Source organism: Nitrobacter sp. TKz-YC02 (assembly GCF_049852135.1).
GTDB classification, from domain to species: Bacteria; Pseudomonadota; Alphaproteobacteria; order Rhizobiales; family Xanthobacteraceae; genus Nitrobacter; species Nitrobacter vulgaris.
In genome coordinates this window covers 1,983,874-2,003,983 of record NZ_CP180728.1, presented here as the reverse complement: position 1 = coordinate 2,003,983, position 20,110 = coordinate 1,983,874, and the positions used below count along the sequence as shown (strand labels likewise).

Below are 20,110 nucleotides of genomic sequence, written 5' to 3'. Positions count from 1 at the left end.
GCATGGCAAGCCTGGCGGAAATGCGCGTGGAGCAGCTCGAGGAGTTTGAGTCGGAACGACCCGCAGCGCGTCCCGAGGAATTGCGGTTGCTGGAGGCGTTGCTGTTCGCTTCATCCGAGCCGCTGGATCAGGCCGCGCTGGCCAAGCGGATGCCCGACGGCGTCGACATCAAAATGGCCCTTGCCCAGTTGCAGGCGGACTACGCCTCGCGGGGCGTCAACCTAGTGCGCATCGCCAATAAGTGGACATTCCGTACAGCGGGTGATCTGGCGTGGCTGATGACGCGGGAAAGCACGGAAACCCGGCGTCTGTCGCGCGCAGCGATCGAGGTGTTAGCGATCATTGCCTATCATCAGCCTGTGACTCGCGCGGAGATTGAGGAAATTCGCGGCGTCGTCACCTCCAAGGGGACGCTCGACGTGTTGCTGGAGACCGGGTGGATCAAGCCGCGCGGCCGCCGCAAGACACCGGGCCGCCCGCTCACCTTCGGAACGACGGAGACGTTCCTGTCCCAATTCAGTCTCGAAAATCTCGGCGACCTGCCGGGCCTGGAAGAACTGAAGGGAACGGGGCTGCTGGATTCTCGTTTGCCGGGCGGGTTCAGTGTTCCCACACCTTCCGACGATCCGACTTTGCGTGACGATGAGGAGCCGCTTGAGGCGGGCGATCTCGAACTGGCGCTAGTTCCGCCTCTGGATCCTGAAAGCGATAGTTCGAGCAGCGGCGGCTCGGCGCAGTAGGGCTAAGCCTAGCTCGGGCTAGAGGCTCTCCGCTTCCGATGGGATCGGTCGCGGGCTCGATGTTTTTTTGTCTGACGCGTTTAGCCGCGATATTTCGCGCGTGTTCCTCCGCCGCTTGCGTTGTCTGCTGGGCCTCTCGCGCCGGCCGAACCCCACCACCATAAGCGCCACGAAGGTCGTCAGCGCGTAGTTCAGGACCACCATTCCACCATCAGATTCTGGTTGCCATTATAGCCTATAAGTGTCTGAAAAAACGACGGGAAAAAACCGCCTTGCGGGACTGCCGAAGGTGGTCTTCCGAGCCTCAATAAGCTATATGAATCCAAGTAGAAACCGACCGGAATCCTTCTTTGTCAGACACCGACGACACCAAGCCCGGGGAGCCGCCGGCGCCTTCGGGTATTCGGCCCGTTTCGATCCTCGATGAGATGAAACGCAGCTATCTCGATTACGCCATGAGCGTAATCGTGGCGCGGGCGCTGCCGGATGCGCGCGACGGTCTCAAGCCGGTTCACCGGCGAATTCTCTACGCGATGTACGAGAACGGTTTCGAGTGGAATAAGCCCTATCGCAAGTCGGCGCGCACCGTCGGCGACGTGATCGGTAAGTACCATCCCCACGGCGACCAGTCGGTCTACGACGCGTTGGTGCGCATGGCGCAGGGTTTCTCGATGCGCGTGCCGCTGATTGACGGGCAGGGCAATTTCGGCTCGGTGGACGGCGATATGGCGGCGGCTATGCGCTACACCGAATCCCGCCTTACCAAGATCGCGCAATCGCTGCTCGACGATATCGACAAGGACACCGTCGATTTCCAGCCCAACTACGACAACAGCGAGAAGGAGCCCTCGGTCCTTCCGGCGAAGTTTCCAAACCTTTTGGTCAACGGCGCCGGCGGCATTGCCGTCGGCATGGCCACAAACATCCCGCCGCACAATCTCGGCGAAGTTATCGACGCCTGCGTGGCGCTGATCGACAATCCCGCGCTGGGGATCGACGACCTCATCAACATCATTCCGGGCCCGGATTTTCCAACCGGCGGCATTATCCTCGGGCGGCAAGGCATCCGCTCGGCTTATCACCTCGGCCGCGGCTCGATCGTGATGCGCGGCAAGGTGTCGATCGATACGATCCGCAAGGACCGCGAAGCGATCGTGATTTCGGAAATCCCGTATCAGGTCAACAAGGCCAGTATGGTCGAACGTATCGCCGAGCTGGTGCGCGAGAAGAGGATCGACGGTATTTCGGATTTGCGTGACGAATCCGATCGAGAGGGTTTCCGCGTCGTCGTCGAGTTGAAGCGAGACGCCGTTCCGGAGGTCGTGCTCAACCAGCTCTACAGGTTCACGCCGCTGCAAACCAACTTCGGCGCCAACATGGTGGCGCTGGATGCAGGTCGTCCGCAGCTCATGAATCTGAAAGACCTGCTGACGCTGTTCATCGCGTTCCGCGAACAGGTCGTCACCCGCCGAACCAAATTCCTGCTCAACAAGGCCCGCGACCGCGCCCATATCCTGGTTGGCCTGGCAATCGCCGTCGCCAATATCGACGAGATCATTCGTGTGATCCGGGAGTCTCCCGATCCAACCACAGCACGTGATACCCTGATGTCGCGCGACTGGCCGGCGAAGGACGTGGCGGCGATGATCACGCTGATCGACGATCCGCGCCACCGCATGTCGCCGGACGGCACCGCGCGGCTGTCGATGGAGCAGGCCAAGGCTATTCTCGATTTGCGCCTGCAACGCCTGACCGCGCTTGGCCGCGAGGAAATTTCTGACGAGCTCGACAAGCTCGCCATCGAGATTGCCGATTATCTGGATATCCTGCGGTCGCGTGCCCGCGTACAGGCCATCATCAAAAGTGAGCTTGGCGCGGTGAAGTCCGAATTCGTCACCCCGCGCAGGACGATTATCGTCGAACAGGAAGGCGAGGTCGAGGACGAGGACCTGATCCAACGCGAGGACATGGTCGTGACCGTCTCGCACGCGGGCTATGTCAAGCGGGTGCCGCTATCGGCCTATCGCGCTCAAAAGCGGGGCGGGAAGGGCCGCTCCGGAATGCAGACGAGGGATGAAGATTTCGTCAGCCGGCTGTTCGTGGCATCAACCCATACACCAGTGCTGTTCTTTTCATCTCGCGGACAGGTCTACAAGGAAAAGGTCTGGCGGCTGCCGATGGCGGCCCCGAATGCGCGCGGCAAGGCGATGATCAACATTCTGCCGCTCGAACAGGGCGAGCGCATCACCACCATTATGCCGCTTCCTGAAGATGAATCGTCGTGGGCCGACCTTGATGTGATGTTCGCGACCACCAGCGGAACGGTCCGCCGCAACAAGCTCTCCGATTTCGTCGATGTCCGACGCTCCGGCATCATCGCGATGAAGCTTGGTGAGGGCGAGTCGATCGTCGACGTCCAGATCTGCACCGAGCGCGACGATGTGCTGCTGACCGCCGCAGGCGGTCAGTGCATTCGGTTCCCGGTCATCGACGTGCGCGTGTTCTCGGGCCGGACATCGATGGGCGTGCGCGGCATCGCGCTGGCTAAGGGCGACCGGGTTATCTCACTGTCGATACTGCATCACTTCGACGCCACGCCGGCCGAACGCGCGGCGTACCTCAAACAGTCCGGCGCGATCCGCCGCGCTGCAACCGGCGAGGATATCGAGCCCGAGGAGGCGACACCCGAGGCTGACGAGGCCGCACATACCGATCTCTCGCTGCCCGAAGGGCGCTATGTGGAGATGGGCGCCGCCGAGCAGTTTGTGCTCACTGTCACCGCGCAGGGTTATGGCAAGCGATCGTCGTCGTTTGAATTCAGGGTTTCAGGACGTGGCGGCAAGGGCATCCGCGCGACCGATCCGACCAAACTCGGCGAGATCGGCCATCTCGTGGCTGGATTCCCGGTCGAAATGTCGGATCAGATCATGTTGGTGAGCGATGGCGGGCAGTTGATCCGAGTGCCGGTTGAAGGCATCCGCATCACCAGCCGCGCTTCCAAAGGCGTTCGCGTGTTCAATACGGCGGATGATGAGCATGTGGTGTCGGTCGAACATATCCGCGAGGATGGCGAAAACGGCAACGGCGGATAGCGGGCTTCGCCCTTTGCGGCCAACATAAAGGCCGCTCGCGTCATGCGGGCGGCCCCTCGTTAGGCGATCAAGGAACGGAATTAAATCCGGATCAGCGATGCTCTGGCGTGACGAGCCGAGCTTCACGAACTACCGTTTTGGAGCCGGCGGCGCGAAGGCAGGATGCTTCGAAATTCGGCCAGGCTCGCTGTGAGCAGGTCGTTCCAACCGGGTGGATGTCCAGCCGGTCCGCTTTAGCGAGCGGAACGGGCGTGCTGGCGGAAACCTGGGGAGCAAAACCGGGAAGAACGGTGAGGGCGGCTGCGATGAACGCCGCGACCGCGACTGCGGAAAGAGCTTTGATCATGACGGTCCCCTGTGATTTGAGCCTGTCCGTTTGTTTTGGCGGCCCGTTTTGTTGGGCGGATTGATAACCGGCCCTGGTTTCGCGACATCTTCGCCAGCTATGAGAAGAGGTTTCATCATGCGAAGAATTGTTTCACCTGGTCTTTCGGACGAAACAGAATCCTGAAATCTGTAATGATTTCAGTGTCCCCTGACGTACGATAAGACGCGTACACCCCCGCAGCGGTTCGATCGGCGCCAAGAAATAAATATCGACGGAAGCCTCGAATATTGTGGAACCCGGCCTGCTTGCGGCCCCTGAACAGGCGCGCTAGAGGGGGTGATGCTACGCGTCGCGCTCTATCCGGGATCGTTCGACCCCGTCACCAACGGCCATCTCGACGTCGTCAGAAGCGCCGTCGTCCTATGTGACCGGCTGATCGTGGCTGTCGGCGTTCACCCCGGCAAGACGCCACTGTTTTCGGCAGAAGAGCGTCTTTCGATGGCACGCTCGGTGTTCGAACCGATCGCGGTCGAAGCGGGCTGCGCCTTCGATTGCACGACTTACGACGACCTCACAGTCGTAGCCGCACATAAGGCCGGTGCCACGATTCTGGTTCGGGGCCTACGCGATGGCACCGATCTCGACTATGAAATGCAGATCGCCGGCATGAACGAGGCTATGGCCCCCGACGTGCATACGGTGTTCGTTCCGGCTTCGCCCGGCGTCCGCCCGATCACCGCCACACTGGTGCGCCAGATCGCAACGATGGGCGGTGATGTCTCAGCTTTCGTTCCGCAACTGGTCGCCTCCAAGCTCAAGACCAAATTCGCCGGTTGAATGAACCGATCTTCCTCTGATCCGGAGTTATCATGATTAGAATCCTTGGCCTCGCCGCCGCGCTGATCTTCGCGATCCCCGCTTTCGCCCAGCCGCTGCCAGCCAATCTCGACAAGCAGAACGCGATCGTAATCGAGACCACGAAGGGTCCCATCGTCATCAAGCTGCGGACCGACATTGCGCCCAAACATGCCGAGCGCATCAAGCAGCTTGCTCGTGATGGCTTCTACAATAACGTTCCATTCCATCGCGTCATGGACGGCTTCATGGCGCAGACCGGCGACGGCAAAAATTTCAACGGCACCGGCGGCTCGAAGTATCCGAACCTCCAGGCCGAGTTCTCTACCGCTCCGTTCAAGCGAGGCGTGGTCGGCATGGCGCGCGCGGGAAGTAATGACTCGGCGAATTCGCAGTTCTTCATCTGCTTTGACGACGCGTCCTTCCTCAACAACAAATATACCGTGGTTGGCGATGTCGTCTCCGGCATGGATGTGGTGGACAAGTTGAAGAAGGCGCCCGCCGGGTCGCGAAGCGGCACCGTCACCGATCCGGACAAGATGCTGAAGGTTCAGGTTGCCTCCGATATCAAGTGAGCGCAGCCCATGCGCTGGCTGACCGTAATGGTTGCGATCTGCATCGTCGGCGTATCACCAGATACGATGGCGCAGGACGGCGGCGTGGCGAATCTGGCCGCCATGTCCGCGCGCTTGAAGGGATGCTGGCAGCCGCCCGCTTTGCCGCGCGACAGTGCCGGCATGGAGATCACCGTGCAGTTCACATTCAAGCGAGACGGTAGCTTGTTGGGTCGGCCGCGGATTACTTACGAGAGGCACGACGCAACGGACGGAGAGCGCATTCTCTACCGGACGGCCGTGATGGAAGCATTACAACGCTGCGCACCGATGCCATTTACCTCAGGCATGGGCGAAGCGATTGCGGGCCGTCCCCTGACCATCCGATTTGACGATCGACGAACCCCTCCCAAAGCAAGAGAAGAGAAGAGAGCATGGCTGAAAACGAAAACACTTTGATCCTCGAAACCACGCAGGGACCCGTGACTATCGAAATGCGCCCCGATCTCGCTCCCGGTCATGTTGCGCGGATCAAGGAACTGGTTCGTGAGGGATTCTACGATGGTATCGTATTCCATCGCGTTATCGATGGCTTCATGGCGCAGACCGGATGCCCGCAAGGCACCGGTATGGGCGGCTCAGGCCAAAAACTGAAGGCTGAGTTCAACAGGGAGCCCCATGTACGTGGCACCGCATCCATGGCGCGAGCGCAAAGTCCTGATTCGGGTGACAGTCAGTTCTTCATCTGCTTCGACGATGCGTCTTTCCTGAACGGGCAATATACCGTCTGGGGCAAAGTGATCGAAGGTATGGAGAACGTCGACAAGATCAAGCGCGGTGAGCCAGTGCAAAATCCCGACAAGATCGTGAAGGCCAGGATAGCGGCCGACGCTTGAGGCGATATTCCGACTCTTCAGACCGACGTAAAATGGCCGGATGCGTTCCGGCCATTGACGTTTCGGGCTAACGGGTTCAGTGACGGGTTACATCCGTCAGAGCCTTTCCGCTTCTGATGGAATCAGAAGCGGGAGCCTCAGATTCTGATCTGACGCGTTTTCTTCACGCGAACCGGTGGCCGCTTCGCTTGAAAACGCTATAGCTTGATAATTTCATGCGAACCGATCTCTTCGATTTCGAATTGCCGGCCGAGAGCATTGCGCTGCGTCCGGCGAGCCCGCGCGATTCCGCGCGGATGCTCGTGGTACAGCCCGGGGCCGGTTTACGCGACCAACGGGTAAGAGATCTTCCAGAATGGCTGCGGCCCGGTGACCAACTCGTCGTGAACGATACGCGTGTCATCGCCGCTCAGTTGCATGGCCGCCGCATCGGTCGCGAGACTGAGCCGAGGATCGACGCCACGCTGATCAAGCGCCTCGACGGTTCGCGCTGGAGCGCATTGGTCAGGCCGGCCAAGAAGCTCATGACGGGAGACATCGTTCGCTTTGGCAACGAGGGACGGGTGTGCTTCCTCGGGCACCTCGATGCGCAGGTCGAAAGCAAAGGCGGGGAGGGCGAAGTGACGTTCGCCTTCTCGTTTCACGGACCGACGCTGGATCAGGCCATTGCCGATCTGGGCTCAACGCCGCTACCGCCATACATTGCATCAAAGCGCGCGCCCGACGACCGCGATGCAGCAGACTATCAGACGATGTTCGCAGCTCATGAGGGAGCCGTTGCTGCACCGACCGCGGGGCTGCATTTCACGCCGGCGATCGAAGCGGCACTGCGCGAACGCGACGTGGGCCTTCATCGGATCACCCTGCATGTCGGTGCCGGTACGTTTCTTCCGGTCAAAGCCGAAGACAGCGCTGGGCACCGTATGCATTCAGAATGGGGTACGATATCCGCTGAAACCGCGGCCGCGCTGAACGCGACGCGAGCGAGCGGTGGTCGGATCGTTGCCGTTGGAACGACATCGCTTCGGCTTTTGGAAAGCGCGGCAGGCGACGACGGTCAAATCGCGCCGTTCACCGGGGAGACCGCGATATTCATCACGCCGGGCTATCGCTTTCGCGCGGTCGATATCCTGATGACAAATTTTCATCTGCCGCGGTCGACGCTGTTTATGCTGGTCTCGGCCTTTAGCGGTCTTGAAACCATGAAACATGCTTATGCTCATGCGATCGCGGGGGGGTACCGGTTCTATTCCTATGGCGACGCCTGCTTGCTGTTTCCGGACAGGTCGGACGCATGAGCCTCGCCAACCATTTCGAAATTCTCGGACGCGACGGCAGCGCTCGCACTGGACTTCTCACCACAGTTCACGGCGCGGTGCGGACACCCGCGTTCATGCCGGTCGGGACACAAGGCGCCATGAAGGGCCTCCAATGGCAAGAGGTGCGCGACGCCGGGACCGATATTGTGCTCGGCAATACCTATCACCTGATGCTGCGGCCCGGAGCTGAGCGGATCGACGAACTCGGCGGCTTACAAAAATTCACGACCTGGGGCGGGCCGATGTTGACGGATTCCGGCGGGTTCCAGGTGATGTCGCTGGCCCAGTTGCGAAAGGTGAAAGAGCAGGGCGTGACGTTTCGCTCTCATATCGACGGTACCGCGATCGAACTGACGCCTGAACGCGCCGTCGAGGTTCAGCGGCTGCTCGGCTCCGACATCGCGATGCAGCTCGACGAATGCGTTCGGCTCCCCGCCGAGCGTACAGACATTGAGCGCGCTATGCAGCTCTCGCTGCGCTGGGCCGAGCGCAGCAGGCGCGCTTTCGAGGGCGCCCCCGCCGCCAACATGCTGTTCGGCATCGTGCAAGGTGGGGACAGCTCCGACCTGCGGCGCACGAGCGCGTGCGGGCTGACCGAGATCGGCTTCCACGGCTACGCCATCGGCGGTCTCGCGGTCGGAGAACCGCAGGCCATCATGCTTGCGATGATCGAGGAAACCGCGCCGTGGCTGCCGGTGGAACGGCCGCGCTATCTGATGGGTGTGGGGACGCCGGAGGATTTGCTGGAAGCAGTCGCGCGCGGCATCGATATGTTCGATTGTGTCCTGCCGACGCGGAACGGACGCCACGGCATGGCCTTCACCCGCTTCGGCCAGATCAATCTTCGCAACGCCCGTCACGCCGACGACCCGCGTCCACTCGACGAAGAGAGTTCATGGCCGGCATCGCGAAATTATTCGCGCGCCTATCTGCATCATCTCGTGCGATCCGGCGAAACGCTCGGCGCGATGCTACTCTCCGGGATCAACATCGCATATTATCAGAGTTTGATGCAGGCCATGCGCACGGCGATTATAGGAGGCACCTTTCGGCAGTTTCGCGAGCGGGCACGCGAAGGCTGGGCGCGCGGCGATATCGCCATGCGCTGATGTTTGACTGCATCGGAAAAGATCGTATCAATTGCAGGCGATGCGTCGGACGACATGCTTGGTTACGAAGCCGTAACCGCATGTGTCGCAGCTCCACAAGTGGCCGATGACGTTGTCGGGTAAGTATGCGGATGCTTCCGCTGCAATCATCGAGTCGGCGCAAACCGGGCATGTCGGAAGATCGCTTCCGCGAGGCGCGGAGTGCGACAGGGCGGTCGGCCGGATTTCAGCAATCGCTGGCATTCGTGACCTCCTTATGAAAATTAATCAGTCTGGACTTTCGGGCACGGTACACGCATCGTTTGACGATGTCGCAACACAAATACGTTTCTTTTACGAATTCCAGTCCTGCAAGAATCGGGTTTGGCGCAACGTATTGCTGCCAGGCTTTTAGCCCCCGACACGCTGGCTGATCGTGATGAGCATTGTTCAACTACTCGAGGACGCTGACATGGATACAAAATCAAAGGTTGATGCACCGCACCATGCCGGCCGTGGCCGTGTGTTCGACAGCATTGTCGATACGGTTGGAGACACCCCGATCGTCCGGCTGCGCAGGCTGCCACAGCAGCATGGTGTGAATGCAATCATTCTGGCCAAACTGGAATACTTCAACCCAGCCACGAGCGTGAAGGATCGTATCGGCGCGGCAATGATCGCGGCAATGGAGAAAGCTGGCAAGATCGATGCCGACACGGTTCTGATCGAACCGACCTCGGGAAACACTGGCATTGCGCTGGCGTTCGTTGCGGCCTCGCGTGGCTACCGTCTGAAGCTGGTGATGCCAGAGTCGGTCTCGACGGAGCGCTGCAAGATGCTGGCCTTTCTAGGAGCGGAAATCGTTCTGACGCCGGCGGCAGAGGGTATGAAAGGATCAATTGCCATGGCCGAGGAACTGGTGCGCACGACCCCGCACGCCGTCATGCCGCAACAGTTCAAGAACCTCGCAAATCCGGAGATTCACCGGCTCACCACGGCCGAAGAGATATGGAACGATACCGGCGGGAACATTGATTGGGTCGTGGCTGGGGTCGGTACTGGCGGGACCATAACGGGGATTGGTCAGGCCCTGAAGCCCCGCAAGCCGTCCTTGCGCATCGTTGCAGTCGAACCCGAGGAGAGCGCGGTACTGTCGGGCGGACGGCATTCGCCGCACAAGATCCAGGGGATCGGCGCGGGCTTTGTCCCCCAAATCCTAGATCGTTCCGTCATTGATGAGGTCGTGAAAGTCGATAGCGCCACGGCATTGGAAACCGCCCGTGCCTTGGCGCGCAGCGAAGGCATTCCAGGGGGGATTTCGTCCGGTGCAGCTGTTGCAGCGGCGCTTGCCATCGGCCGGAGGCCCGGCAGCGAGGGCAAAACCATTCTTGCCGTCGTCCCCTCGTTCTCGGAGCGATATCTCTCGACGGCGTTGTTCGAGGGAATCTGACCAGAGTCTTTCACCGCTTCACGGAACGGTGAAAGACTCGATCTTTTTTCTGACGCGCTTTCTTCACGCAACCGAATTGCACTTCGCTCGGAAGCGCTATGCCGAAGACTGCGCTTGAAATCAGGAACGGGACAGCGAGATACTGGCCCCCTTGAACTGACCGTCCGAACTGATGACCACGTCCTGTCGGTTGCCGTTCGTCTTCATCTTGAGCTTTGCCGTAAATGCGGGAGCGCTGACGTCGACGTTAAACTGGCCGTTACCGGCCCGTCCTTCGAGGGTTCCGCTAACATTGCGGCTGGTCTCGCGCCACTCTCCCGACAGAACGCCGTTACGAGCGAGCACATTGCTTTTGAGCTCGAATTTGTAACTGTCGCTGGCGCAGAGCAGAGTCTGATTGAGGCCCTGGGAATCGCCACTCACGGCATAGGTGGCCTTGCAGCGGATCTTTTCGGTCGAGCCATCCTCGAGCTGTATAGTACCACGTCCGGTCCAGACGCCCGCCAGGCCTTCAAACGGCCCCGCTCCCGCGGAACTAGCGGATATCGACAGCATCACCACAGCGCCGAGCGCGCACGCGGCGGATAATCCTCGTAACATGGTCCCCCCAAATCCCATTTGCATCATCCCAATATTACTGACGCGAAGCTTCCCAGCGTCCGCTACAAGGAACTCCTCCGGACGCTCCGTTCCACTTACCTGATCCGACGTTACCGTTGAGCTGTCCGTTGGCGTAAGCGCCGCGGATCGATACCTTCACGTAGCCTTGGTTTCCGACGCTGCCGGTGATATCAGCGCCTGCTGCTGAAACCTTACCGTCGGTAACGGTCAGCGGATATTGCGCCACCGGGTCGCAGGTACCCGTCTTGGTGACGATCTTGACGTTCCAAAGCCCGTCATAAGTTTTTCCGGCAAGCGCCGGGGAGGCCAAGCCCGCAATCAGGCCACATGAAAAAAGAACAGCATGAATGCGAACATGACGCATGAACTAATTCCTCGATTTTCGTGATTGCCGCGTTATTCCGGCAGATTGTGTCCAAAATAGCGGCAGGGCGGATCACGGCCGCTGGCTTGAGTCCAGCGTCAGGTTCGCGCACGAAATAGTGTCTCGGCCGATATTGGCCAATCACTAATCAATTCAATATATTACCTCCGCGCATTCAGTTACGCGCTTAAAGAAAATTCCTGACCCGCCACTGTTGCTGTCCAGCAAAACCGTAACGAATCGGGCAGTTTATTGAACCTTGAAACGCTCATACTCAGTTTCGGCGAGGAAGAACAGAGATCTTCAAAAGACGCCGTATCGAGGCTGGATATGACGATATACGGCTGCCGGCAAGCCAGAATTTCAGATGCTGTTCGTTGTGGATAGCGACATGCGGGCCCTATGCCTTCGACGATTGGCAGCTAGAGGTTACCCACCGTGTTGCTTCAAAGGAGTTCAAAGGAGAGAATATATTCAATCCGACCGAAGCCTAAAGTCAGGACGTTTCTGGTCGGGAATGCTCAAGGCCTCGCATGAAGGATGACGCACAGAAGAGCCTGCTGCAGTGGCTGGCTCCCGAATTCGCAGCGAACGGTCTGCTGCGGGATGAGCCTTGGGTTCAGGCCTGTGCACGCGAAGCTGAGAACATGTTCGCGGTCAGGCCATTGGCGATCGCGGCTGTGACCATGGTCGTGGCCGAACCTTTCGCGATCGATTATCTGCGGCAAGCTCCGGTCCTTGTCGTCGCGGCGGCGCAGGGCATGGAATGTTTTCGCCCAAGCGAACGAGAATTTATCCAGCAGGACTGGCAAGCGATTATTCATGATCGCCCAAAATTGCGGGATCTCTTGAGGTATTATGGACTTATCCGCCCCTTACGCGCGCTCAAAGGGCAAGCGTTTCGTGCTGGTCCCACCGAATATCAGACCATTCAGAATTTGTGCGATATCCCGCCCTCACCATTGGCGCAGGCAATTCCATCCGCGATCCGCAAGCAGCACAACTGGTTGCGCGCGCTCGGGGAATGGTCCGAGGCAATGTGTCGTCGTGAGCAGAGCGCGAAGGCCCTCTTTGACTGGGCAGTGTGCGCGATGGGTGATCATGCGGCGAGCACGGCGGGTGGTCCCCTGGATCAGGCGTCCGCTGTTGCGGATTATGCGGCATTTCATATCGGCCAGTTCAATCGGCGCTGGAGTTATGAACGCGCTTACCGAGCGGCGCTCGAGTGGCACGATGAGCTTGCGCAAGCCAGCAGCGAGAAGGCGTACCTTCTGACCCACAAGATCGGGTGGAACGAGGTCATCGACTATGGAGACCTGCCGCGCAGGAGAATCATTGATGGGTATGAAATTGTAGCGCTCCAGTCAGGCGCGGCGCTTCACGCCGAGGGCGCGGACATGCATCATTGCGTTGCGAGTTACGCGGGAAATGTCATACGCGGCTTCAGCCGAATTTTCTCGGTGCGCGGAGACGGCCAGCGGCTTGCGACGTTCGAGGTCAGTAAATCAGGCTTCCTGCTTGCGTCGGGCGAATTTCTTCAATTGCCTGCCAGAAAACGCTCGCCTTACAAGCTTATTCAGATCAAGGGACCGTACAATGCCGAGGTCTCCCAGGACGTTGAGAAGGCGATTCAGGCGTTTATCTCCAGCCTGAATCAAGCCGCCCCAACGGTCGGTTGAGTAGTTTTTGTCCCAGGTTCAAAAATCCCAGGTCCAATAGTGACGACAAAAGGCCCGCCATCCTCTCGTGAGGGAGGCGGGCCAGGTCGAGTGAAGTCGGACGGTACCCGGCCAAAGGGACCGCCCGGATCGGGCAATGCGCTGAGAGGCAGATGGTTCCCGAGATTGTGTACGATCTACTGCTGTCCCATCATCGACCAGATCGTCAGCATGACTAAGACGATCGCGATGAATTGCAGTACAACCCGGGTTTGCATCAGGTACTGCGAGCGCCACGGATTGCCGCCGCGCATCATGTTTACGAGGCCTAGCACCAGTACGGCCGCGACGGAAGCCAGCGCGATCGGGATCATAATTTGACTTAGGAATTCTGTCATGCCGGTAAAGTCTCACGCTGCTTGATCGATCTAATAAACTGTACGAGAGGGAAGGGTTCCGCAACCGGAAACCTTCTCGCCCCGTCAAACGAAGTCCGAGTTTGGCGACGATTTATACGACGCGGAGCCCTGAATTGCGACAAGGCTGGCGCGGACTATCGCCGTCGCTCTTGACCTCCAATCGTAACGGCGGCGCTGGCGCGTCGAACGTCTCGCCAAGGCGCGAAGCCTCGGAACCATCTCTCTCGCGCTCGGTTGATGCTTCAAACGGAGCGATCAAAGGGAGCGATTGATGGCGAATATTAGCGGCGACGCGGAAAATGAAGGCGCACTCCGAAATGCATCCGATCAGGTCAAGCGCGCCACGCGAGACTTGGCTGCTAACTTAACGAAATCGGGTTCAGCCGCTTACGATCACGGGTCCGATCTCGTCGCCAGAAGCCCGGGGAGCGCTCTCTTAACGGCGGGAATTATCGGTTTCGCGCTGGGCGTGATCTTAACCAAAGGCTCTCAGCCGCCCCGGAACAGTCTTCAACGATATTACGATCGCTATACCCATTAGATGGTCCCGAGGCTCGTACCTCAAGTAGGGACGATTAGGCGACTTTGGGCGCGAGATCGTATGCGAGGTCCCCCTCGGGACGTCTATAGCCCCAATTGCTGGTGCTATAACGGATGAAAGCGGTTGGCGAGCCGAGGGGACGAAGCGCTCAAAAACCACCCAGCGGTCTTCTAGGGAATAACGGTTTCGAAAACTTCGGATATCCCACTAGGGCCAACGTTTTTGCACCTACGGCGAGGGGTGGTCTAGCCGGATGGCTAACGAGTTGATTTTGTGGTGAGCGCGGAGGGACTCGAACCCTCGACCCCATGATTAAAAGTCACGTGCTCTACCACCTGAGCTACGCGCTCACATGTCGCGCTGTGTAGGGGGCCAGTCCGCGCTGGTCAATAGCGCCGGTGCCTGTGTGGGATAATGCACAACACAATTAACCCATCCAAATCCAGACCTTAGACAAAACTTTTCAGCAGCCTGCACACGGTGGCTGCCGGCCGGATCAGGTTGTTTCGCGCTGAATTTCGGAGCCGACGGGCGACGGCCCGCTTGTCGGCATTGGCGCCGGCCGCAGTCCGATCAGTTCGGCGCTGCGGATACGAGCATTGCGCCAGAATGAAAACTGGTTGATGCGTGATGTCTCAAGGATGGCAATGGCGACGGCCGACAGGAACGGTAGGCTCTGGAGCATCAGCACGCCTGCAAAGATGTAGATTTCGGTGACTTCCTTGTGCTGGTTGGATGCGATCAGCACCGCAGCCCCGACCAACAGGAGAATGCCGATCACCGCCTCCCAGAATGCTTGAAACTCAATCGACATCCGCGACAGCCCGCCCTTCGAGGTCCGGGCGAAGGCAAGGTGCTCCGTGATAAGTCCCTGTGCGACCGCTCGCGATACGGTCCACTGCACTGACATGGCCGCTACCATCGCTCCCAACATCTGCGCAGTTTTAATCGGCACGCGAAGGCGATACAGCGCCAGAAAATGGAGCAGAGACACAACGAACGCAGCAATGATTGGCAATGTCAGGATCTTGTCGGGGATGGCGATGTCGGCGAAGGCGACGATCGGCACCCAGATCAGGTTCAGGATCGCAACCACGACGCCGAGGCTTTCAGCGCCCAGCCAGTTGAGCCAACCCAGGGTAAATTCGCGTTTCTGTTCTTGCGACAGGCGGCTCGCGCCCGGCAGAAAGCGACGCCAGTGCTTCTTCACGATCTGGAAGCCGCCATAGGCCCAACGATGCCGCTGCTTCTTGAAGGCTTCGTAGGTGTCCGGGAGCAGGCCGTAGCCGTAACGGGTGTTGGTGTAGTGCGTGACCCAGCCATGCTGGGCAATAGCGAGCCCAAGGTCAGTATCCTCGCAAATCGTGTCCCCGGCCCAGCCGCCGGCCATGTCCATCGCGGCACGGCGGATCAGACACATCGTGCCATGGACGATGATCGCGTTGGCTTCGTTGCGCTGGACCATGCCGATGTCGAAGAAGCCGGCATATTCTCCGTTCATGACGTAATGCATCAACGAGCGGTCGCCGTCGCGGTGATCCTGCGGCGCCTGAACGAGACCAACGCTGGGATCGTTGAAGGCCGGCACCAGATCCTTCAACCAGTCGGACTGCACCACATAGTCGGCATCGATGACGCCGATGATCTCGGCGTCAGCGGCGGTGCGTTCCATGGCGATACGCAGCGCTCCCGCCTTGAAGCCCTCAACCTTTTCGGCGTTGATGAACTTGAATCGTTCACCAAGCGCGCGGCAGTGATCCTGGATGGGTTGCCAGAAGGCTGGGTCGGGTGTGTTGTTGATGATGACGACGCATTCGAAATTCGGATAGTCGAGGCGCGAGACCGCGTCGAGCGTCTGCTTAAGCATCTCGGGCGGCTCGAAATATGCGGGCACGTGAATCGAGACCTTGGGCAGCGGTGCGTCGGTGGTCGCCTGGAGGGCTACCGCCTCCTTGGTAATCAACCGCCGCGGGCGCTCACCGAATGCCACAGTCGCGATTTCCTCAATGCGCGCCATCGCGATCAGGATCAGCGGTACAAGCAGAATCAACCCGAGCATTAGCGCGAAAGCCGAGCCCAAAACGAAGTAATGGCCGGTCCAGTAGGCGAAAACCGTCGCAACCCAGGCGCCGACGCCGTTGGCGGCTGCCGACAGCAGCACAGCCTGCATCACGGTGGGACGGACGAGTCGCAGAATGGGCAAGGACAGCAGGACGCCGATCAAAAGTGCGATGCCGGCAAGTTTCCAGTAGGCTTCATTGACGACAGGGCCGCTCCAGGAAAATTTTGGTTCGCGATCCGCGTTGAGAATGCCCCAATACGGGCCGACGCCACCTTCGAAAAACTTCCAAGGCTGGTCGATGGCTTCGACAATGTTGTACTCCATGCCGATCGACTGGGCCTTGGCCACAAAATTGCGAAGCGTGGCCGCCTGCTGGAACGGGCCAGGATCGGCGCTTTTGAGATTATATCCGGCGCTCGGCCAGCCGAACTCGGCGATTACGATCCGTTTGCCGGGAAAGGCGTCGCGCAGCTTTTGATAGATGATGAGAGCCTGATCAACGGCCTGCTTGCTCGAAAAGCCTTCCCAATAGGGCAGGATGTGTGCGGCGATGAAGTCGACCGACGATGCAAGTTCAGGATGCTCGAGCCAGATGTTCCAGATTTCACCTGTCGTAACCGGTATATTTACGGAACCTTTTACGCGCTGAATGAGCTTGATGAGATCTGAAACCTTTTGGTCGCCTCGATAGATCGTCTCGTTGCCGACGACGATGCCATTGACGTTACCGTTGTGTTTGGCGAGATCGATGGCGGCGAGCATCTCGCGCTCGTTACGCTCGACAAACTTATCGATCCACGCGCCGACCATGACCTTGAGGCCGAATTCATTGGCAATGGGGGGCACAAGCTCCACGCCGCCGGTTGACGAATACAGGCGGATCGCGCGGGTCAGTGGCGCCAGCGCCTTCATGTCGGACCGGATTTTCTCGCCGGTAGGGATATTATCGACGTCCGGATGAGCAGTGCCTTCGAAGGGCGCGTAGGAGACGCTGCTCAGAACACCCTTGAAGTCAGGAGCCTGCTGCCTGTCCTGAAGAACTCCCCAGAGTGCAGCATGTGCAGCGGTCACAAGTAGTAGAACGGCGACGACGGCGCGCATCGCAACTAAACCATGAGGGGCGTGCCTGCCAGAAATGCGGACCTGCCCCTAGGTCCGACCGACACATCAGCAGACATAATTCTGCGACATAATTTTACAACTGGTATGACGCCGTGGCGTTTTGAGGGCGGTTCCGCGCTTTAGCCTCGAAAATCTAGAATCGTTCTTGGCGGTCGTAACGGCAATTATTTCTTCGGCGCGGCGGGAGCTGGAGCGGGCTTCGGCGGAGGGGGCGTCGCGGGCGCAGGATGAGCTGCCGGCGAAGAAGTCTCAGCGCCAGGCTCGGATGGTTGTGCATCCGGGTTGATCCAGCAGGTATGAACGCGGCCGCTCAGCGCATCGGGCGCCTTGGGGTCAATAGGTCCGAACCGGACCAGACAACGGAATGCCGCCTGGACGTGACCACCCGGGCATCCGAAGCGATCGTAGAGATCGAGATGACGGAAGGCCGTATCCAGGTCATCGCGCCACATCAGAAGAACTACGCGGCGGCCGAGCCAGACGCATTCCGGATTTCCCGCCGGACCATCAATAACGCGCGCGGATTCGACGAATTCGTCGGTTTTGCGCTGACTGTCTTTGGCGCCGTCGGCTCCATTTGTCGTGCCCCCCGCGGCTGGCTTGTTTTGATCCTGGGCTCGAAGGTCGCCGCTTTGCGCGATCGCTCCGCCGATGCTGAACAGCAAGGCGATGCCTGGAACGGCAAGGCCACGCAACAACGCTTTCTCAAACCCAAACAGCATTCGACGCATGAAAGTCCCCCGACTCTTGCCCGCCGCAACCGCGCAATCAGATGACGGGCAAATTGGTCCCCAATGCGGCGAGGCGCCCCGGTCGCTTCTCAGGATTCCCAAATGACGGAGATTTTGGATTTTGTCCAGCAGACGAGCGGCTTGACTGCATCGGGGTAACACGTGGCCTGAATGATTGTGGTCGGAAGGCGGCTGCTCTTGGCAGAAAGGCCCCGACAAGCTAATCGAACGAATCTTGCGGAGGATAGGGCCGATTTCATTTCGTACGCCACTGGCGCTTCTCATCATTTCGCTAGGCCTGATCGCAGCAGTGTGGTGGTGGCTCGCCGCGCCGATCCAGCTTGCGCGGGCTCCGATCGACCCGGCAGCGAAACTGGAATGCGTGTCCTATGCACCGTTCCGGGGTCAGCAGACGCCACTGGTCACAACAACCGAGATTGCGCCCGAGCAGATTGCTGAAGATCTTGCCCAATTGGCCAAGATCTCGAAATGCGTCAGGACCTACTCGATCGAAAACGGCCTCGACCGGCTGCCCGCTCTTGCTAAGAGGGTTGGCCTCAAGGTCATCCAGGGCATTTGGCTGGGCAATAACCGGCTGAAGAATCTCGCCCAGATCAACGTCGCCGTCGGCCTTGCGAAAGAGTACCCCGACGTCATCATCGCGCTGGTTGTCGGCAATGAGGTTTTGCTGCGCGGGGAAATGACCGCCGCCGATCTTGCAGCCAACATCCGCCTGGTGAAGTCGCAGGTCACAGTGCCCGTGACCTATGCGGACGTGTGGGAATACTGGCTGCGCAACCGCGAGGTCTATGACGCGGTCGATTTCGTCACCATCCACATCCTGCCTTACTGGGAGGATTTTCCGATCCGCGCGCGCAACGCCGCAGCGCATGTCAACGCCATCCGCAAGCAGGTCGCCGCCGCCTTTCCCGCCAAGGAAATCCTGATCGGCGAAACCGGATGGCCGAGCGCCGGCCGGATGCGGGAGGGCGCGCTGCCGTCGCGCGCCAATCAGGCGCGGGTGGTGTCGGAAATCCTCGACATGGCGAAGCGGGAGAAATTCCGCGTCAACCTGATCGAGGCCTACGATCAGCCCTGGAAACGCCAGCTCGAGGGCACGGTCGGCGGCAACTGGGGCCTGATCGACGCCGCCCGCCGCAAGCTGAAATATCCTGCCGGCGAGCCGATCAGCAACTTTCCGCTCTGGAAAATCCAGATGGGCGCCGGGATGGGATTGTGCGTCCTGATCTTCATGGTCGCCATGCTGACGTTGCGGCGGAAACCTTGGAAACCTCGGTGGATGTCCTGGATCGCGGTCGCGGTCGCGGCGACCTCGGCGGGAATCCTGCTCGGAGTTGCTGCAGACAAGCTGTGTCAAGAGAGTTACGGACTAGGCAACTCGCTGCGCTGGGGTCTGCTGCTGGCGGCGGGAGTCGTCTCTCCGTTGCTGGGTGCGAACGCCCTGATGTCGGGACGCGCGCTGCCGACGTTCGTCGAATTGATCGGTCCCCGCCCGGGCCGCACCGGCTCGGTGCTGACGGTGATGCTGGGAATTACACTGCTCGTAACCACCTTGATCGCGGCGGAGACGGCGCTTGGCTTCGTCTTCGATGCACGGTACCGGGATTTTCCCTTCGCTGCGCTGGCAATGGCCGTGGTGCCGTTCTGGGCGTTGGCATGGCTCAATCGTCCGCTCGTCGGCGTTCGACCCGTCGCGGAATCGGTTTTTGCCGGTCTGCTGATGATTGCTGCGGTTTATGTCGGATTTAACGAAGGTCCGAAGAACTGGCAGTCGCTTTCGACCTGTCTGATCTACGCCGTGCTCGGGATTACGCTGTGGCGGGCGCGGGCCGCGCAAACCCCAGAATAAGCAGGCCGATTGCAAGACCCGAAAGGCCGACATTATAGAGTACGATTCCAACGCCGGCGGCGACGAGCCCCGCGGTCAACAGCACGATCGACGGCCGGATCACGTGCAGCACTGCGACGACCAGCGCCGTAATGCCGAAGACATGGTTGCGAAACAGATACGTTGCGACGCTCCGGCCCCTGCACAGCATGGTTTGCAGGCCGGCGTCGCAAGCCAGCGATACCGTAGACAGCTCGATCGCAAGATAACGAAGATAGAGCGCGTAACCGACGCTCAAGAAGCCCACGATCAGCAGCCATTGCACCTGATAAGGCGTCAGTCGGAACGGATCTTTTTTCATCGCGTGAATATGATCCGGATCTGTGGACCCCACAACCCGAAATCCGGCTCTTGCCGGATG

At 59.6% G+C, this 20,110-nt stretch carries 19 protein-coding genes and 1 tRNA gene; 11 read left to right on the top strand and 9 right to left on the bottom strand.

Translation table 11 applies throughout. The features are described from left to right. The first annotated feature begins 2 nt into the window (after positions 1–2). Both scpB and gyrA read left to right on the top strand, forming a co-directional pair. A complete protein-coding gene (gene scpB, locus ACM561_RS09475; RefSeq protein ID WP_079446967.1) occupies positions 3–740 on the top strand; it encodes an SMC-Scp complex subunit ScpB in 738 nt (245 codons plus the stop codon). Between the two features lie 350 nt (positions 741–1,090). Next, positions 1,091–3,832, top strand: coding sequence for a DNA gyrase subunit A (gene gyrA, locus ACM561_RS09470; RefSeq protein WP_425904650.1), 2,742 nt, complete (start codon positions 1,091–1,093; stop codon positions 3,830–3,832). 91 nt (positions 3,833–3,923) lie between these two features. On the opposite strand, the gene ACM561_RS09465 is transcribed toward gyrA, so the two are convergent. Beyond that, positions 3,924–4,178, bottom strand: coding sequence for a hypothetical protein (locus ACM561_RS09465; RefSeq protein ID WP_425904648.1), 255 nt, complete (start codon positions 4,176–4,178; stop codon positions 3,924–3,926). Positions 4,179–4,499: 321 nt separating this feature from the next. Between ACM561_RS09465 and coaD the strand changes: the two genes are divergently transcribed. From coaD to tgt, 6 genes are all read left to right on the top strand, one after another. After that, entirely contained in the window at positions 4,500–4,997 is a 498-nt protein-coding gene (gene coaD / locus ACM561_RS09460; RefSeq protein WP_425904646.1) for a pantetheine-phosphate adenylyltransferase, read from the top strand. 32 nt (positions 4,998–5,029) lie between these two features. After that, positions 5,030–5,590 carry a peptidylprolyl isomerase gene (locus ACM561_RS09455; RefSeq protein ID WP_425904644.1) on the top strand — a complete coding sequence of 187 codons (561 nt, stop codon included), beginning with the start codon at positions 5,030–5,032 and terminating at the stop codon, positions 5,588–5,590. Between the two features lie 9 nt (positions 5,591–5,599). Beyond that, positions 5,600–6,028, top strand: coding sequence for a hypothetical protein (locus ACM561_RS09450; RefSeq protein WP_425904642.1), 429 nt, complete (start codon positions 5,600–5,602; stop codon positions 6,026–6,028). Then, positions 6,004–6,465, top strand: coding sequence for a peptidylprolyl isomerase (locus ACM561_RS09445; protein ID WP_079446961.1), 462 nt, complete (start codon positions 6,004–6,006; stop codon positions 6,463–6,465). Before ACM561_RS09450 ends, ACM561_RS09445 begins: the two co-directional genes overlap by 25 nt. 215 nt (positions 6,466–6,680) lie before the next feature. Further along, positions 6,681–7,763 carry a tRNA preQ1(34) S-adenosylmethionine ribosyltransferase-isomerase QueA gene (gene queA / locus ACM561_RS09440; RefSeq protein WP_425904639.1) on the top strand — a complete coding sequence of 361 codons (1,083 nt, stop codon included), beginning with the start codon at positions 6,681–6,683 and terminating at the stop codon, positions 7,761–7,763. Further along, positions 7,760–8,893, top strand: coding sequence for a tRNA guanosine(34) transglycosylase Tgt (tgt, locus tag ACM561_RS09435; RefSeq protein ID WP_425904637.1), 1,134 nt, complete (start codon positions 7,760–7,762; stop codon positions 8,891–8,893). The genes queA and tgt overlap by 4 nt, the downstream gene beginning before the upstream one ends. Before the next feature lie 27 nt (positions 8,894–8,920). Here the strand turns inward: tgt and ACM561_RS09430 are convergent, their stop codons facing one another. Further along, the gene (locus ACM561_RS09430; protein ID WP_425904636.1) at positions 8,921–9,136 is read right to left on the bottom strand and encodes a hypothetical protein; all 216 of its coding nucleotides are present in this window, start codon (positions 9,134–9,136) and stop codon (positions 8,921–8,923) included. 208 nt (positions 9,137–9,344) lie between these two features. On the opposite strand from ACM561_RS09430, the gene cysK reads away from it, so the two are divergent. After that, positions 9,345–10,322, top strand: coding sequence for a cysteine synthase A (gene cysK, locus ACM561_RS09425; RefSeq protein WP_425904634.1), 978 nt, complete (start codon positions 9,345–9,347; stop codon positions 10,320–10,322). Positions 10,323–10,442: 120 nt separating this feature from the next. Here the strand turns inward: cysK and ACM561_RS09420 are convergent, their stop codons facing one another. Further along, positions 10,443–10,940, bottom strand: coding sequence for a hypothetical protein (locus ACM561_RS09420; RefSeq protein ID WP_425904632.1), 498 nt, complete (start codon positions 10,938–10,940; stop codon positions 10,443–10,445). Between the two features lie 16 nt (positions 10,941–10,956). Further along, complete coding sequence (locus ACM561_RS09415; protein ID WP_079446957.1) at positions 10,957–11,307, bottom strand: hypothetical protein; 351 nt, start codon at positions 11,305–11,307, stop codon at positions 10,957–10,959. A gap of 533 nt (positions 11,308–11,840) precedes the next feature. Here ACM561_RS09415 and ACM561_RS09410 point away from each other — a divergent pair. After that, positions 11,841–12,986, top strand: coding sequence for a PcfJ domain-containing protein (locus ACM561_RS09410; RefSeq protein ID WP_425904630.1), 1,146 nt, complete (start codon positions 11,841–11,843; stop codon positions 12,984–12,986). A 176-nt stretch (positions 12,987–13,162) separates the two neighbouring features. Here ACM561_RS09410 and ACM561_RS09405 read toward each other — a convergent pair whose 3' ends face one another. The 4 genes from ACM561_RS09405 to ACM561_RS09390 all read right to left on the bottom strand — a co-directional run bounded on the left by ACM561_RS09405 (position 13,163) and on the right by ACM561_RS09390 (position 17,840). Next, positions 13,163–13,363 (bottom strand): twin transmembrane helix small protein, encoded by a 201-nt coding sequence (locus tag ACM561_RS09405; RefSeq protein ID WP_079446955.1) that lies wholly within the window; start codon positions 13,361–13,363, stop codon positions 13,163–13,165. An 836-nt stretch (positions 13,364–14,199) separates the two neighbouring features. Further along, positions 14,200–14,275 (bottom strand) — tRNA-Lys (locus ACM561_RS09400). Between the two features lie 146 nt (positions 14,276–14,421). Further along, positions 14,422–17,088 (bottom strand): glycosyltransferase, encoded by a 2,667-nt coding sequence (locus ACM561_RS09395; protein WP_425904628.1) that lies wholly within the window; start codon positions 17,086–17,088, stop codon positions 14,422–14,424. A gap of 185 nt (positions 17,089–17,273) precedes the next feature. Next, a complete protein-coding gene (locus ACM561_RS09390; RefSeq protein WP_425904626.1) occupies positions 17,274–17,840 on the bottom strand; it encodes a beta-1-3, beta-1-6-glucan biosynthesis protein in 567 nt (188 codons plus the stop codon). Between the two features lie 235 nt (positions 17,841–18,075). Here ACM561_RS09390 and ACM561_RS09385 point away from each other — a divergent pair, with 235 nt between their 5' ends. Further along, positions 18,076–19,710: a beta-(1-6) glucans synthase gene (locus ACM561_RS09385; RefSeq protein ID WP_425904624.1), complete on the top strand. Its 1,635-nt coding sequence runs from the start codon at positions 18,076–18,078 to the stop codon at positions 19,708–19,710. Here the strand turns inward: ACM561_RS09385 and ACM561_RS09380 are convergent. Beyond that, a complete protein-coding gene (locus ACM561_RS09380) occupies positions 19,670–20,050 on the bottom strand; it encodes a hypothetical protein (RefSeq protein ID WP_079447045.1) in 381 nt (126 codons plus the stop codon). The two genes, ACM561_RS09385 and ACM561_RS09380, sit on opposite strands and share 41 nt — an antisense overlap. Positions 20,051–20,110: the final 60 nt, after the last annotated feature.